Here is a 15,201-nt window from a genome sequence, read left to right as displayed (position 1 = left end):
TGTTGATTGCAGTGGATAAATATTGTGGATATTGTGTATAATTTATACGTATCCTTAGCGTTATTTTACCATAAACTCTACATTTGGAACGGATACCAACTGATTCATCAGATTTGACGCAAGCATGTGGGAAGGCAATTCATCCGCTTGAATCCTCTTGAATCCCAATATTTCTAATAACTCTGCTACAGAATTTTTGTTGACTGCAAAATAAATATTTTTCAAACGAAACTGTTCCATTAATAAGTCTGCCGATTTTAATAGGGAAATGATATGTCCTTGATTCAAATTGCTGGACACAACGCAAGAGCGGAGGAGACCATCCTGATTGATGACTTCCATTCCTAGACATCCCGCTATTTCACCATGATCAGTCTCCATAATAATAAAATGGCTGTTGTCGAAGCCTTCCGTGGAAACGCCCGCTTGATCTGCAAATTGTTGAATGGTTTTTAAGTCTTCCCTTTCCGCAAACCGCAATGAATAATACACGCTTTCACCCCTTTTATTCGGACAAATCTAGTAATCAATGTATGAGGCAAAAGCTGAATTAGACCTATGAAAACAGATTTGTAAACCATTCTACTAAGAAAAATTTCACTTCTACTTCCTCATCATGTTCTTCAGGAGCGAATAAGTTTTTTGTTTTCTCTAATTTCTTTTCTTCTTTTACTTTATCCTTTTCTTCATCCTGTTGAATAGCTTCACCGCTTGAAAAGTCGACAAAGCAAAGCGGCGGAAACAACACACACCACCAGTTGGCTCCTTTTCCTTCTCCAAGAGTGATCAATATGGCTTCATAGTTTCCAGCCGGATAAAGGAAATTTCCATAAAGCTTTGTCGGAAATTGAATTTTTTTAAACTCCACTGTAAAGGATTGGCTGCTGTTTTCCTGTTTTAAAACGCTTTGGACGATATCCTTAATTTCTGGTATTTTTGCTCGAATGATTTTACGCGCCTCATCAATCGAAGTTAGATCCTGAACCCATTGATTAATTGCTTCATTGACCGCATTCCGAACATTCCGTTTTAAAGCTTGATCTTCCGGAGAATCGCTATTTGCTAAAATTCGCAGACGAATGGCTTCGTCAGGAATGATCACCGTCTTATTTTGTTTTGCGTCTGTCGGCATTTCATAAGCTGTTAATAGGCTGCCAAACAGCATTAAAAAAATATATATAACAGATAATTTCTTTTTCATCGTTTTTCCTCTCCCTTCAGTACGTCATTATCGACAGAAGAGAGAGATCTTAAACATAAAATTGGTTCAGATTTGAAGTTTGCTAGAAAAGGAGGGAATGGCCCGAAAAGCTTATTATAACGAAAGGACAGCAAATACTTTCCGTTCTTTTCCATTCATATCGTATTCAATTTGTACCTCTGCTTTTGGAAACCTATTCTCTAGCATGCTTTTCACATCTTTTCCTTGCCCGTGCCCGATTTCAAATGCGATTAATCCAGGGTAGCGGATCACATCTGGAAGCTGCTCCACAATTTTTCGATAATACAAAAGGCCGTCCGCTCCTCCTGAAAGCGCTAATGTCGGCTCCCAGTCCTTTACAACCGTTGACAGCTCCATAATTTCTTCATCCGGAATATACGGCGGATTGGACACAACAACATCCGCTTTTTGCTTCGCATTTATAATAGGGTTCAGCAAATCGCCTTGATAAAAATGCACATTAGCACAAAGCTTTTCGCTATTTTCTTTTGCCACTGCAAGCGCTTTTTCGGAAATATCGGTGGCAGACACGCGCATTTTTTTATTTTCAAGAGCCAATGTGACGGCAATAGCACCGCTCCCCGTGCCAATATCTACAACATCGATTTGCTCCCTTTCAGAAAATAAACGTTCAGAGCGGAGCAGCACGCCTTGAACTAGCTCTTCCGTTTCCGGTCTCGGAATCAATACATGCTCGTTCACCTTAAAAGGGCGGCCGTAAAATTGTTCGCAACCGATAATATATTGCACAGGCATCCCTTGAGCATGTTTTTGCACGTCCTGCTGAAAGATTTCCCATACTTGTTTGTCAATATCCATTCTTAAATCGGCAAGCAAGCTCGCCCGACTTTTCTTCATATGATGCAAAAGCAGCAATTCTCCCGCATTCTCATCTCTTCCCGCTTGTTTTAAAAAAGAAGAAGCCCATTTGAGGGCTTCGAAAACTTTCGGCATAGTTTACTCCCCTTGGGATTGCAGTTTTTTCGCTTGATCTTCTAAAATGAGAGCATCGATAATTTCATCCAATTTTCCTTCTAGGATGAGATCAAGCTTTTGTAATGTGAGACCGATGCGATGGTCTGTAACTCTGTTTTGCGGGAAGTTGTACGTACGAATGCGTTCCGATCGATCACCGGTTCCAACAGCAAGCTTTCGGTTTTGATCATATTCCGCTTGCGCTTCTTGGCGGTATTTATCTAAAATGCGGGCACGCAAAACCTTCATGGCTTTCTCTTTATTTTTTATTTGCGATTTTTCATCCTGGCAGGATACGACAATTCCGGTTGGAATGTGTGTTAAACGTACAGCTGACATCGTAGTGTTAACGCTTTGTCCTCCAGGACCGCTTGATGCGAATGTATCAACACGGATATCTTTCTCGTTAATTTCTACTTCTACCTCTTCCGCTTCCGGCAAACAGGCGACTGTTGCAGTTGACGTATGAATTCTGCCTCCCGATTCCGTCTCCGGTACCCGCTGCACGCGATGGGCACCGTTTTCAAATTTTAATTTGGAATAGGCTCCTTTTCCTGTAATCATAAAAATGATCTCTTTATAGCCGCCAGTCCCGGTCGTGTTTGCTTCCATCACTTCTATTTTCCAGCCTTTATCTTCCGCATACCTAGTATACATGCGGTAAAGGTCTGCAGCAAAAAGCGCTGCTTCCTCTCCGCCTGCTGCACCGCGGATCTCCATGATAACGTTCTTTTCATCGTTTGGATCTTTTGGAAGCAATAAAATTTTTAATTGCTCAATCAGCTCGCTTTCCCGCGCTTCAAGCTCTGCCAGTTCCTCTTTTACCATTGCCCGCATTTCTGGATCAAGCTTTTCTTCAAGCATGCTTTTTGCATCTTCTAGCTGCTCTCTTACCTTTTTATATTCACGGTAAACTTCAACCGTTTCTTGAAGATCAGATTGTTCTTTCGAATATTCGCGCAGCTTTTTCGGATCGTTGACAACCTCCGGATCCATTAAAAGCTCATTCAATTTTTCATATCGGTCTTCAACCGCTTGCAAACGTTCTAACACGGAATTTCACCTCTATTTTTAGTCATAGCCCACTCATAGGGAAACTCCTATGTGGTGCACCGTTTGTAACTTTCTAAATTATAGTATAGGAAACTGTACCAGTCAAAAACAACCGTTTTTAACAATTGGGAAGCAAAAAAGCTTTTTTCGATATGCGATACTGCAAAGTCGATTTTACAGGTTCGGACGGCTTTTATAATCACATCAAGGTTTTGTTAAAAAGCGATTAATCAATCCAATATGCTGCCATCATTTGTACAAAACTAGCAACCTTTTAAAATTTTTACGTTTTTGATCTAGAGTGCAGGACAAAATCAAGTCGGCTGACAGACAAAACCAGATGTATGCGGACGAATGATTCTGCCATGAAATAGAATCAGCGGCCGAATGGAACAGAATATATTTTTTGAAGCTCTCGCAGTTTCAAACGTTCGGATAATTGCCGGCTCCTCTGTCGATATTCTAGAACTTTTGCCGGATGACCGCTTGTTTTGTCAAACAGGAAGGGTTCTCCTATAAAAAAGCTGAATATGTATATTATGATCGTTTGAAAGGGGAGGTTCGATGAATACAACCGATGCTGCCAAAAAAATCGGTGTTTCTCCGAAAACAGTTCAGCGCTGGATCAAACAGCTTAATCTTCCAATGGAACGGAACGAACTTGGACATTATATGTTTTCTGACGAGGATATCGCCTTGCTCAAAGAAGTTCACAATCAAATAAAACAAGGAGTTCCAATGCAACAAGTAATAGTAAAAGCGAAAAGAAAAGAATCGGCTAAAAATGCTGGTGGAACGGTTTCGAACGAATTGTTGAAAAAAATAGCGGATCTGGAGCAAATGATCTATTCAAAAGCTGACGATGTCGTGTCATATCAGCTTTTAGTGCAAAGAAAGGAAATTGAAGAGCTGACAGGAAGGATCGAGACGCTCGAAAGAAAAATAAAAGAGCTTGAAAGCAAAAAAAGTATGCCTGAACTTCAAATGTCTTCGATTGATAAACCCCGAAAAAAGAAGGCAGTATATAAAACGCTGCTCAGCTCCATTTTCGGTTTATAAGCCCGTCTTCATGACACACACTCGATACACGAAATCAATTTTCGATTTATAAGTTCTTTATAAAACTCGCTCAATCGGTGAACGAGTTTTATTTTTTATTGATTAACTGAACATGCAAGTTGTATCGGGGCAGTGCGCGCTGCAACTTGTCATACAGCTCCTTTTGCCGGTTTTCGCGTTGTTGTTCCGTCAATTTTTGTGATGTATAAATAACCGCCCAAGCATCGTCCCCATTTGTCCAAAAAGAATCGAGCTCTAAACCTTTTTCAGTTTCCAGTGTACGGACGATTTGTTCTTTTGCCTCCCTGATCGTCAAGGGGCTGTTCGCAATATTTATGTTTGGATTTTGTGTTTGCTGGTCGACCACATCTCCTGTATTTTCAGGCTTAACGTCCCTCGTCATCAGGTTGGATCCATTATGATCGAGATTTAATGAGCGATTATCTGATATTTTATCCGCCGTTCCACACCCTGACAGTAAATATATTGCTGCCAAAATGAATGGTATCAATATTCGCATAAAAAGCACCTCCTGTTCTTAAGGTGCCCAAAAGGATCAGCTCTTTTAAATGAAAATATTTCCTTATCGTAAGATTCTCTTCATCACACCTTGCCGACAACGTTTCTTCCCATCTAATGCAAATAAGCAATGATTCATAACGGCGGATTCGCGTGGCACTTTCGGCAGACAGGATAGTACTTGTCATTTCCTCCGATTTGGATTTGCTCGCCCGAATATACCGGTTTGCCGTTGTCGTCAATCCGTAAATTCATTGTTGCTTTCCTTTCGCAGAACCAGCAAATCGTTTTCATTTCCTCAATTTTATCCGCAAAAAGCAGCAAATATTTGCTTCCTTCGAAAAGCTCATTTTGAAAATCGTTTTTCAATCCAAACGCCATTGCGGGAATATTCAATTTGTCAACAATATCCGCAAGCTCAAGTACATGCTTTTTCTTTAAAAATTGTGCCTCATCCACTAGCACACAGTACGGCTTAGGCTGATACTCCTTCACAATTTGGAAAATATTCGTATCATCGTAGATCGGTATCGCTTTTCGTCTGAAGCCAATTCTGCTTGATACATATCCAACTTCATCACGAGTGTCAATGGCAGACGTGAAAATCAGCACCGATTTGTTTTGTTCCTCATAGTTATGAGCAACCTTTAAAATTTCGATGGATTTGCCGCTGTTCATCGCCCCGTATTTAAAAAACAATTGCGCCATATTTAAAAATCTCTCCCCGTTTTATAAAAACATGTCAAATAAGTGAAAAAACAGGCAGAATGAAAAGACTGCCTGTTTTACATAATTATTTAAGACCGTATTTTTTGTTAAATTTGTCTACACGTCCGGCTGCAGTTGCAAATTTTTGGCGGCCTGTATAGAACGGATGGCATTCAGAACAAATTTCAACGCGCACCTCATCTTTAACAGAACCGCTTTCAAATTCGTTTCCGCATGCACATTTTACGAGTACTCTTTTATAATTTGGATGAATTCCCGGTTTCATAGTTTTCAACTCCTTTACGCCCTGAATCATTTCGAAACAGAGTTTATCTATTCGGAAACGTGCAATTATTTCACGCTTCAACATTCTTAAACACACATGAAAAAATTATAACAAGGGTTTACAAGAAATGCAACATAGTTAGAAACTTTTTATGCCAGTTGTTTTCCATTCTTCTTTTAGCATTTCAAAAAATTCCTCATTTGATTTCGTTTGGCGCATTTTCTTTAAGAAGCGTTCAGCAAAATCCATCTGATCCGACATAGATTTTCGAATCGCCCATAACATTTCTAAATGCTCTTTCGGAATTAACAATTCTTCTTTTCGTGTACCGGAACGGCGAATATCAATGGCAGGGAATATTCTCCTTTCCGCTAATGAACGATCAAGATGAAGCTCCATATTTCCCGTTCCTTTAAATTCTTCGTAAATGACATCATCCATTCGCGATCCCGTATCTACAAGCGCAGTTGCCAATATCGTCAAGCTGCCGCCTTCCTCAATGTTCCGCGCCGCCCCAAAAAACCGCTTCGGACGGTGAAATGCGGCAGGGTCAATCCCTCCTGACAGCGTCCGGCCGCTTGGCGGAATTACTAAGTTATACGCGCGGGCCAGCCGGGTTATGCTGTCCATTAAAATAATGACATCCCGTTTATGCTCCACAAGACGCATCGCTCGTTCAAGAACGAGTTCAGCGACTTTAATATGATTCTCCGGCACCTCATCGAAAGTTGAGCTTACGACATCCCCTTTTACAGAACGTTCAATATCGGTTACCTCTTCAGGACGTTCATCAATAAGCAGCACAATCAGTTCAGCCTCAGGATGGTTCGTCGTAATGGCATTGGCAATTTCTTTTAAAAGCATTGTTTTTCCTGCCTTAGGGGGTGCCACAATTAAACCGCGCTGTCCAAAGCCGACTGGTGTAATTAAATCCATAATTCTTGTTGATAAATTTTTAGGTTCGGTTTCCAATTTCATTTGTCTATTTGGATAAAGAGGAGTAAGGCCCGGGAAATGGACGCGTTCTTTCGCAGATTCGGGGTCGTCGCCATTTACCGCTTCAACGTGAAGCAATCCGTAATATCGTTCATTTTCTTTTGGCGGGCGGACTTTTCCAGATACTTTATCGCCGTTTCTTAAATCAAAACGGCGGATTTGCGAGGCTGAAATATAAATATCCTCTGCGCTGGGAGAATAGTTAATTGGACGCAGAAAACCAAATCCTTCAGAAGGAATGATTTCTAAGACGCCTTCCATAAATAGCAAATCTTCTTTCTCCGCATTTGCTTTTAATATTGCAAAAATTAATTCCTTTTTTGTTAATTTGCTGTAATATGAAATTTTAAATTGCCGTGCTAGTTCATACAACTCTTTTAATTTCATATTTTCAAGAGTTGAAATGGAAATCTCGCTCATACTTACACCACGCTTTTCTTACCATATTCAAAATGTCTCACGTTTCGTTCTTCCATCCATTAAAATTATGTTGTTTGAAAATGTAAGGACAAATGGATTGAGAAGGAGGCAGGAAGGTAGGAAGCTTAAAAGCAGAAATCTTTTTATAACAACCTCTTTATTTTTACCTTATTTTTTTACTTTTCGCAATACATTTCAAGCTAAAAAACAGCGGAAAGTATTTTGAAGGGTATTATTTTTAAAAAGCAGAGGAGATCTATTCGTCTCCTCTTACTAAGATCGAATAACTAAATTCGGTTTTTTATTCAAAGAATGGCGGCCATCGATAAAGCGAACTGTTCCGGATTTCGCACGCATCACAACAGAATGAGTCGTTGCAATAGAGCTTTTGAATTGCACACCTTTTAACAGCTCGCCATCCGTTACACCTGTTGCAGCAAAAATCGCATCATCGCCTTTTACTAAATCTTCCATTCGAAGAGTTTTGTTGACATCAATCCCCATTTTTTGACATCGTTCCAGCTCCTGGTCATTTTGCGGCAGCAGCTTCCCTTGTATTTCTCCTCCTAAACATTTTAAAGCAACTGCTGCCAACACTCCTTCAGGAGCCCCTCCAGATCCGAACAAAATATCAACGCCCGTATGGTCAAAGGCGGTATTAATTGCCGCAGCGACATCGCCGTCATTGATCAGTTTAATGCGAACACCCGCTTCTCGAAGGGTTTGAATAATATGCTCATGTCTTTTTCGATTTAAAACAGTTGCTACAACATCTTCGATATCTTTATTTTTCGCCTTTGCAACAGCTTTTAAATTGTCGATAATCGGAGCATCAATATCTATGCACCCGACAGCTTCAGGCCCTACTGCAATTTTGTCCATATACATATCTGGCGCATGAAGCATGTTCCCATGGTCGGCTACCGCTATAACAGCAAGTGCGTTCCAGCCGCCTGACGCCACAATATTGGTTCCTTCCAATGGATCTACGGCGACATCGACACGCGGGCCGTAGCCGTTGCCAAGCTTCTCCCCAATATACAGCATCGGAGCCTCGTCCATTTCTCCTTCTCCAATCACGACTGTTCCTTTCATCGGGATCGTATCTAGAACGGTTCGCATTGCTGAGGTCGCGGCATCATCCGCCTCATCTTTTTTGCCGCGGCCCATCCAACGTGCAGACGCAAGGGCAGCTGCTTCTGTCACACGTACAAGTTCCATTGATAAACTTCTTTCCATTTTGTGTTCCTCCCCCTTTGATGTCATTTCATGCAAAATTGGTGATTCTTATGAATTTTGCAATTGCTGAATTTCTTGGTCAGTTAATTTCTCCCTCCATATTTTGGCACCAATCCCGGCAAGTTTTTCTTCCAAATGGCTGTATCCGCGATCAATATGGTCGATGCCGGTTACCTCTGTTATTCCATCGGCCATTAAACCCGCTGCTACAAGCGATGCCCCTGCCCGAAGATCGCTCGCTTTTACTTTTGCACCTTGAAGAGTTGACGGACCTGTTATGATCGCAGACCGACCCTCCACTTTGATTTGAGCACCCATCCTTCTTAATTCATCAATATGCTTGAATCTTGAAGAGTAAATGGTATCCGTCACCATGCTCGTTCCGTTCGCCTGTGTCAAAAGCGTTGTCATAGGCTGCTGCAAATCGGTTGGAAATCCCGGGTAAACGAGAGTTTTTATATCGACAGGCTTTAATTCTTTATTTCGACGGGCGATATAAACTTGATCATCGCTCGTTTCTACATGGACCCCCATTTCCCGAAGCTTCGCAATAAGGGATTCAAGATGAAGAGGTATGACATTGTCAACGATGAGCTCTTCTGCAATGCCGGCACCGATAATCATATACGTCCCTGCTTCAATTCGATCCGGAATAATCGAATGGCGGCAGCCATGCAGCTTTTCAACCCCATCGATCCGGATGACGTCCGTTCCGGCCCCTTTTATTTTTGCACCCATGCTGGATAATAAAGTTGCAACATCAATAATTTCAGGTTCTTTTGCAGCATTTTCAATAATTGTCCGCCCTTTTGCCAAGACCGCTGCAAGCATGATGTTTATGGTGGCACCCACGCTTACAACATCAAGAAAAATCCGAGCTCCTCTAAGCTCATCCGCACGCAAATAAATGGCACCATGCTCATTTGTTACAGAAGCACCTAAAGCTTCAAACCCTTTTATGTGCTGGTCGATTGGTCTCGGGCCTAAATGACAGCCGCCGGGAAGCCCGATCACCGCTTTTTTAAACCGGCCAAGCATCGCTCCCATTAAATAATAAGAGGCTCTCAGCTTTTTCACTTTTCCGTTTGGAAGCGGCATTGAAAGCATGCTTGTCGGATCGACTGTAATATCGTTTTGGTGAAACGAAACTTTGCCCCCTATTTCCTCCAATAAATCGCCCAAAATATGTACATCAGATATATCCGGAAGCCCTTCAATCGTAACGGATGAGCTTGCTAAAATTGTTGCCGGAATCAATGCTACTGCGCTATTTTTGGCACCGCTTACCTTCACCGTACCTTTCAACTTCTGCCCGCCTGCAACTTTTAACTTTTCCATAGCAGTCTCCCTTCTTGTGACCTAACAGTTTGCTAAAGAAAACGGGATCCAGATTTTCTTTAACAAACTGTCATGATGAAAAGCCCTCTTTACACATTGATTACCATTTGTTGAAAAATACATACGAAAAGGCGGTAATTTTATTGTACACAAATAGATAGGGCATGACAAAACGTTCATCAGAAAAACGAGCAGATCTACTCCTTCAGGCGTTACAGCAAGTTCAAAAGACCGGATTCGACGGCAAAAGATTTTTCAAACGGGGGAAATCCCCCCGTTTTATCATTTATCGATTGTTCCAGTCTGCTAAAAATTTCTCAATACCTTGATCAGTCAGCGGATGTTTGAATAGCTGCATCAACACTTTATAAGGAATCGTGGCAATATGAGCTCCGCGCAATGCTGCCTCAGTTACATGCTGCGGATGACGGATGGAAGCAGCAATAATTTTCGTATCAATGCCATGAATATCAAATATTTGGGAGATTTCTGAAATGAGATTCAATCCATTATGACCGATGTCATCTAACCGACCTAAAAAAGGAGAAACATATGTAGCACCTGCTCTTGCAGCTAGTAGCGCTTGATTGGCGTTAAAAATAAGCGTCACGTTTGTATGAATTCCCAATTCTGAGAATTTTTTGACCGCTTTTAGACCATCAGGCGTCATAGGAACTTTTATCGTAATATTTGGTGCAATTTTAGCTAATTCTTGACCTTCCTCAATCATTTCTTCCGCTTTAGTTGAGATGACTTCCGCGCTGACAGACCCGGAAACAATGGATGTAATTTCTTTCAATCTTTCTTCAAACGTTACGCCTTTTTCTTTTGCAACCAAGCTAGGGTTAGTTGTTACTCCTGACAAAACGCCTAGTGATTGAGCTTCCTTAATTTCTTCGATATTTGCTGTATCAATAAAAAATAACATGCCTGGTACCTCCCTTATGTGATCGCTTTCTCAAAAACAAGAAACGAAACCGCCATACTTCATAAAAGAAAGGCGGCCGTAAATTGCATAAAGAAATATGAAACCTTATCTATTTATTCTGCTTTTCCGGATGAACCGAATTCGCGCATTTTGCCTTTAACTGTTTCTTTAATGGCTTCCCGGGCAGGACCTAAATATTTGCGCGGATCATACATATCCGGATTTTCTGCCAAAACTTCGCGTACGCGTTTAGCAGATGCTATTTGGTTTTCTGTATTAACGTTAATTTTCGCAGTTCCTAAAGAAATTGCTCTTTGAATATCCTTTGTCGGAATTCCTGTTCCCCCGTGCAGTACTAATGGAACTCCAGTCCGGTTGCTGATTTCCTCCATTTCTTTAAAGCCTAGGTTCGGCTCTCCTTTATACGGACCGTGAACAGATCCCAATGCAGGAGCTAGGCAATCAATACCTGTCCGTTTTACAAGCTCTTCACATTCATTTGGATCAGCGTAAATAATTCCTTCTCCTACTACGTCATCTTCCTGTCCGCCGACAACACCTAATTCCGCTTCAACAGAAACACCATGTAGATGAGCAAGCTCCACTACTTTGGAAGTTAAAGCGACATTCTCTTCAAAAGGATGATGAGAGGCATCGATCATAACAGAAGTAAAGCCGGCATGAATAGCTTTTGCACATGATTCAAAGCTTGAGCCGTGATCTAAATGGATGGCAACTGGAACGGTAATTTTATAATCTTCCATCAAACCTTTTACCATGTTCACAACCGTTTTAAAACCGCCCATATAGCGACCAGCGCCTTCAGAAACGCCTAAAATAACCGGTGATTTTTCTTCTTCTGCTGCTTGCAGAATCGCTTGTGTGAACTCGAGATTGTTTAAATTAAACTGTCCTACAGCATAGCCGTTTTCTTTTGCACGATTTAACATTTCAGTCATTGAAACTAAGGGCATCGAAAAATCCTCCTTAAATTAAGTAGCCTATGTTGCGATTAGCGAAAAGCTCAAATCTAGCATGACCTGAGCAAGAAAAATGTATGTATGATGCCAATCATCTTTTCTTACTAAATAGAATACCAACTTATGAGGATTTCGGCAACTTTATCCCGATAAATTCATGGATTATACACTTTATTTCGCTCGGGAAGGCAAATATTTTCTCACTGTATCTCGCAGCTCGTCAATGTCAAACGGCTTGGCGAAGTGTGTTAATGCCCCTAAATCTTTCGCTTCCTGAATCATATCCAATTCTCCATACGCGGTCATGATAATGACTCGTATATCAGGGTTAACCTTTTTTAGCCTTTTTAAAATTTCAATCCCGTCCATCCCAGGAATTTTCATGTCTAATAAAACGAGATCAGGGGAATGGTTTTCGGCTATTTCTAATGCCTGAAAACCGTTAGCAGCTTGAAAAGTTTGATAACCCTCTTTATTGAACACTTCATTCAGCAAAATCCGAATTCCGTATTGATCGTCGACAATTAAAATTTTCCCATCCATTTTTACACCTCTTAACTTAAACAAATGCAATACTTTTTAAAATTTTATTTAGTTATGTATTCTCGATTAAATTACAATTTCCTGCCAACCGGTTCACAAATTATTCATATTTTGATTCTTCGCCGCTTTTTCTTATTATATAAGCAGAGAACTTTGTATAAAGGTGGCTGATGATTGAATGTTAAAAATTTTTACGACACAATTAACAGGGTTTTTCCAAAGAATTCAAGAGAAAGAAAACAGCCAAATAGAAGATGCCGCACGTCTTCTGGCGCAAGCTGCAATCGGAGAAGGCGCCATTTATGTAAAAGGATGGGGAATTCTTGAAGGAATTTATGCCCAAGTTGAAAAAGGAGAATCCTTTCCGGCATGCAAGCCCTTGCCTGATGTGGATAACGTAACCGCAGCAGACCGCGTTCTCCTTTTCACCCCGTTTTCGACTGATCTTGATGCGATTGATACTGCGCAGCAATTGGCCGAAAAAGGGATTCCAACCGTTGGGGTTTCCGCAGCTGTTAACGGCAAAAAAAGCTTACAGCAATTTGTCGATATACATGTAGATTCCAAATTAACAAAACCCATTATTCCCACTGAACATAATGAACGAATCGGCTTCCCTGTGCTCATGACTTCATTATATGTTTACTACTGCTTATTTTTGACTGTGAAAGAAATATTGGAGGAACATGAAGAATAAACTTTACATGCAAGAAATGCGAAGAAATTGGCAAATCGCCAATTTCTTTTTATATGAATTAGCATAGAAACCCATTGATTTCAAATTTAGTCCTCTCTTATACAGACTTTAGACCTTTATCAATACATTTTGTAGAGCAGAGAGGCTGATGACCTGTTTCATGATTTACAATGCGTTTTTATGAAAAATCGCGTATTAGTCATTTTTGCGATACTCTAATAAAATTTTATGAAAAATGCGACGCCGTTTATAGGGATGGTTTTTAAATTTAGAACAGCGTCGATTTCCCGGCCGATTCTTTCTTCAAAATGAAAAACAAAGCCGCTGCTTTCGGAAATCAGTGAAAGAGGCGATTTTTTGCTATTGTCGTAATAAAAAAATTTGTATTACGAGCAAAAAAAAGGCTGTCTAACCAATCGTTCAGACAACCTTTTCTTTCATTTCTTATTGATTTTTCTTGTTTAGAGAAGCGTGAATGAACTCCCGGAAAAGGGGCTGTGGTCTAGTTGGCCGTGATGTAAACTCCGGATGGAATTGGGACGCAACAAACCAAGGGTGGTCTTGTAACTCAATGATTTCTACTAACCGTCCATCTGGACTTGTTCCGGAGAATACAAATCCGGCCTCTTCCATTTGCTGACGGAACTCATTGTTAAATTCGTACCGATGGCGATGACGTTCATAAATTACTTCATCGTTGTAGGCTTCATAAGCCTTTGTTCCTTCTTTCAATTTGCAAGGATATAAACCAAGACGGAGCGTTCCTCCTAAATCCTCTACTTCTTTTTGCTCCGGAAGCAAGTCAATAATCGGATATGGAGTGTTTGGATCAATTTCAGATGAATTCGCACCTTTTAATCCTAGAACGTTGCGGGCAAACTCGATCGAAGCTACCTGCATGCCAAGACAGATGCCAAGGAAAGGAATTTTTTGTTCGCGGGCGTATTGAGTCGCGATTATTTTCCCTTCCACTCCCCTGTCTCCAAATCCGCCAGGAACTAATATACCTTCAGCTCCCTGAAGCAAGTCTGCCACATTCTCTTTCGTAACATGCTCCGCATTGATCCAATCAATTTCCACATCGGCATCATAATAATATCCGGCATGCTTCAAAGCTTCCACAACGGAAATATAGGCGTCCTGAAGCTCGACATATTTGCCGACTAAGGCGATTTTGACTGTTTTTGATAAATTGCGGACTTTATTGACAAGCTCGATCCATTCCGTCATATCAGCTTGTCCGCATTGAAGATCCAAATAATCGCAAACAATTTGATCAAGATTTTGTTCTTGCAATGCTAAAGGGACGCTGTAAAGAATATCGGCATCACGGCATTCAATGACAGCTTTCGGTTCAATGTCGCAGAACAAAGCAATTTTATCTTTCATCTCTTGGGAAATCGGCATTTCTGTGCGCACTACAATCACATTTGGCTGTATTCCCAATGAGCGCAATTCTTTCACACTATGCTGTGTCGGCTTTGTTTTCATTTCTCCTGCTGCTTTAATATATGGCACAAGAGTACAATGAATGTACATGACGTTTTTGCGGCCTGCTTCATTTTTCATTTGGCGGATGGCTTCCAAAAACGGCAATGATTCAATATCTCCGACGGTACCGCCGATTTCGGTAATAACGACATCAGCATTTGTTTCTCTGCCAGCGCGAAAAACGCGGTCTTTAATTTCATTCGTAATATGGGGGATGACTTGAACGGTTCCGCCTAAATAATCGCCTCTCCGTTCTTTTTTAATGACGGCCGAATAAATTTTTCCTGTTGTGACATTGCTGTACTTATTTAAATTAATATCAATAAAGCGCTCGTAATGGCCTAAATCGAGGTCAGTCTCAGCGCCGTCATCCGTCACGAACACTTCGCCGTGCTGATACGGACTCATTGTTCCCGGATCAACATTTATATATGGATCGAATTTTTGAATCGTCACATTCAACCCGCGGTTTTTTAGAAGTCTGCCAAGAGATGCGGCAGTAATTCCTTTCCCTAAAGATGAAACAACGCCACCGGTTACAAAAATATACTTGGTCATGCAAAAATTCCCTCCAGTTGCAATCTATCCTTTAGTTAATTTGCACAAAATAAATCGTCAGAAGGCATCAACAAAAAAATATGAAAGCTCCCTTCCTTTTCGGAAAGGGAGCTTTCATATTGTAATTTGTTTTCCGTACTTTTAAAGCCCAATTAAAATATTAGCGAGGAAAACTATGAAAGTCAACCC

The 15,201-nt window shown here is 40.9% G+C and carries 16 protein-coding genes; 2 read left to right on the top strand and 14 right to left on the bottom strand.

All coding sequences use genetic code 11. The annotated features are described in order from the left end of the window. Positions 1-60: 60 nt before the first annotated feature. The 4 genes from ACVIJU_RS02915 to prfA form a co-directional block, all read right to left on the bottom strand. Entirely contained in the window at positions 61-492 is a 432-nt protein-coding gene (locus ACVIJU_RS02915; protein ID WP_063389028.1) for a GNAT family N-acetyltransferase, read from the bottom strand. Between the two features lie 64 nt (positions 493-556). Then, a complete protein-coding gene (gene spoIIR / locus ACVIJU_RS02910; protein WP_456687218.1) occupies positions 557-1,201 on the bottom strand; it encodes a stage II sporulation protein R in 645 nt (214 codons plus the stop codon). Positions 1,202-1,315: 114 nt separating this feature from the next. Then, entirely contained in the window at positions 1,316-2,176 is an 861-nt protein-coding gene (gene prmC / locus ACVIJU_RS02905; RefSeq protein WP_117016860.1) for a peptide chain release factor N(5)-glutamine methyltransferase, read from the bottom strand. Between the two features lie 3 nt (positions 2,177-2,179). Continuing rightward, positions 2,180-3,250: a peptide chain release factor 1 gene (gene prfA, locus ACVIJU_RS02900; protein WP_063389031.1), complete on the bottom strand. Its 1,071-nt coding sequence runs from the start codon at positions 3,248-3,250 to the stop codon at positions 2,180-2,182. A 564-nt stretch (positions 3,251-3,814) separates the two neighbouring features. On the opposite strand from prfA, the gene ACVIJU_RS02895 reads away from it, so the two are divergent. Continuing rightward, complete coding sequence (locus ACVIJU_RS02895; RefSeq protein ID WP_066251323.1) at positions 3,815-4,309, top strand: MerR family transcriptional regulator; 495 nt, start codon at positions 3,815-3,817, stop codon at positions 4,307-4,309. Positions 4,310-4,397: 88 nt separating this feature from the next. On the opposite strand, the gene ACVIJU_RS02890 is transcribed toward ACVIJU_RS02895, so the two are convergent. From ACVIJU_RS02890 to ACVIJU_RS02850, 9 genes are all read right to left on the bottom strand, one after another. After that, positions 4,398-4,829 (bottom strand): hypothetical protein, encoded by a 432-nt coding sequence (locus tag ACVIJU_RS02890; RefSeq protein ID WP_066251326.1) that lies wholly within the window; start codon positions 4,827-4,829, stop codon positions 4,398-4,400. A 134-nt stretch (positions 4,830-4,963) separates the two neighbouring features. Then, on the bottom strand, positions 4,964-5,536 hold the full coding sequence (locus tag ACVIJU_RS02885; RefSeq protein ID WP_063389034.1) for a thymidine kinase: 573 nt from the start codon (positions 5,534-5,536) through the stop codon (positions 4,964-4,966). Positions 5,537-5,621: 85 nt separating this feature from the next. Next, a complete protein-coding gene (gene rpmE / locus ACVIJU_RS02880) occupies positions 5,622-5,822 on the bottom strand; it encodes a 50S ribosomal protein L31 (RefSeq protein ID WP_063389035.1) in 201 nt (66 codons plus the stop codon). A 138-nt stretch (positions 5,823-5,960) separates the two neighbouring features. Continuing rightward, a complete protein-coding gene (rho, locus tag ACVIJU_RS02875) occupies positions 5,961-7,238 on the bottom strand; it encodes a transcription termination factor Rho (protein ID WP_063389036.1) in 1,278 nt (425 codons plus the stop codon). A gap of 273 nt (positions 7,239-7,511) precedes the next feature. Next, positions 7,512-8,477 carry a class II fructose-bisphosphatase gene (gene glpX / locus ACVIJU_RS02870; protein ID WP_117016861.1) on the bottom strand — a complete coding sequence of 322 codons (966 nt, stop codon included), beginning with the start codon at positions 8,475-8,477 and terminating at the stop codon, positions 7,512-7,514. Positions 8,478-8,525: 48 nt separating this feature from the next. Continuing rightward, positions 8,526-9,815, bottom strand: a complete 1,290-nt coding sequence (locus ACVIJU_RS02865; protein WP_063389038.1) for a UDP-N-acetylglucosamine 1-carboxyvinyltransferase — start codon at positions 9,813-9,815, stop codon at positions 8,526-8,528. A 286-nt stretch (positions 9,816-10,101) separates the two neighbouring features. After that, entirely contained in the window at positions 10,102-10,743 is a 642-nt protein-coding gene (gene fsa, locus ACVIJU_RS02860; protein WP_063389039.1) for a fructose-6-phosphate aldolase, read from the bottom strand. Positions 10,744-10,856: 113 nt separating this feature from the next. After that, positions 10,857-11,717 (bottom strand): class II fructose-bisphosphate aldolase, encoded by an 861-nt coding sequence (locus tag ACVIJU_RS02855; RefSeq protein WP_063389040.1) that lies wholly within the window; start codon positions 11,715-11,717, stop codon positions 10,857-10,859. Positions 11,718-11,894: 177 nt separating this feature from the next. Then, complete coding sequence (locus tag ACVIJU_RS02850; RefSeq protein WP_063389041.1) at positions 11,895-12,266, bottom strand: response regulator; 372 nt, start codon at positions 12,264-12,266, stop codon at positions 11,895-11,897. Between the two features lie 178 nt (positions 12,267-12,444). On the opposite strand from ACVIJU_RS02850, the gene ACVIJU_RS02845 reads away from it, so the two are divergent. After that, complete coding sequence (locus ACVIJU_RS02845) at positions 12,445-12,963, top strand: DUF2529 domain-containing protein (RefSeq protein ID WP_456687217.1); 519 nt, start codon at positions 12,445-12,447, stop codon at positions 12,961-12,963. 444 nt (positions 12,964-13,407) lie between these two features. Here the strand turns inward: ACVIJU_RS02845 and ACVIJU_RS02840 are convergent, their stop codons facing one another. Continuing rightward, entirely contained in the window at positions 13,408-15,012 is a 1,605-nt protein-coding gene (locus ACVIJU_RS02840) for a CTP synthase (protein WP_063389043.1), read from the bottom strand. Positions 15,013-15,201 lie beyond the last annotated feature (189 nt).

The sequence above is a fragment of the Aeribacillus sp. SP014 genome, from assembly GCF_054055575.1.
The sequence above is the reverse complement of the archived record's forward strand: the minus strand, read 5'-3'. Positions and strand labels throughout refer to the sequence as shown.

What these genes read in the sequence shown, in the direction of transcription:
- spoIIR (WP_456687218.1), bottom strand. Translation starts at nt 1,201, where the DNA reads ATGAAAAAGAAATTATCTGTTATATATATTTTTTTAATGCTGTTTGGC.
- prmC (WP_117016860.1), bottom strand. Translation starts at nt 2,176, where the DNA reads ATGCCGAAAGTTTTCGAAGCCCTCAAATGGGCTTCTTCTTTTTTAAAA.
- ACVIJU_RS02895 (WP_066251323.1), top strand. Translation starts at nt 3,815, where the DNA reads ATGAATACAACCGATGCTGCCAAAAAAATCGGTGTTTCTCCGAAAACA.
- ACVIJU_RS02890 (WP_066251326.1), bottom strand. Translation starts at nt 4,829, where the DNA reads ATGCGAATATTGATACCATTCATTTTGGCAGCAATATATTTACTGTCA.
- ACVIJU_RS02885 (WP_063389034.1), bottom strand. Translation starts at nt 5,536, where the DNA reads ATGGCGCAATTGTTTTTTAAATACGGGGCGATGAACAGCGGCAAATCC.
- rpmE (WP_063389035.1), bottom strand. Translation starts at nt 5,822, where the DNA reads ATGAAACCGGGAATTCATCCAAATTATAAAAGAGTACTCGTAAAATGT.
- rho (WP_063389036.1), bottom strand. Translation starts at nt 7,238, where the DNA reads ATGAGCGAGATTTCCATTTCAACTCTTGAAAATATGAAATTAAAAGAG.
- glpX (WP_117016861.1), bottom strand. Translation starts at nt 8,477, where the DNA reads ATGGAAAGAAGTTTATCAATGGAACTTGTACGTGTGACAGAAGCAGCT.
- ACVIJU_RS02865 (WP_063389038.1), bottom strand. Translation starts at nt 9,815, where the DNA reads ATGGAAAAGTTAAAAGTTGCAGGCGGGCAGAAGTTGAAAGGTACGGTG.
- fsa (WP_063389039.1), bottom strand. Translation starts at nt 10,743, where the DNA reads ATGTTATTTTTTATTGATACAGCAAATATCGAAGAAATTAAGGAAGCT.
- ACVIJU_RS02855 (WP_063389040.1), bottom strand. Translation starts at nt 11,717, where the DNA reads ATGCCCTTAGTTTCAATGACTGAAATGTTAAATCGTGCAAAAGAAAAC.
- ACVIJU_RS02850 (WP_063389041.1), bottom strand. Translation starts at nt 12,266, where the DNA reads ATGGATGGGAAAATTTTAATTGTCGACGATCAATACGGAATTCGGATT.
- ACVIJU_RS02845 (WP_456687217.1), top strand. Translation starts at nt 12,445, where the DNA reads ATGTTAAAAATTTTTACGACACAATTAACAGGGTTTTTCCAAAGAATT.
- ACVIJU_RS02840 (WP_063389043.1), bottom strand. Translation starts at nt 15,012, where the DNA reads ATGACCAAGTATATTTTTGTAACCGGTGGCGTTGTTTCATCTTTAGGG.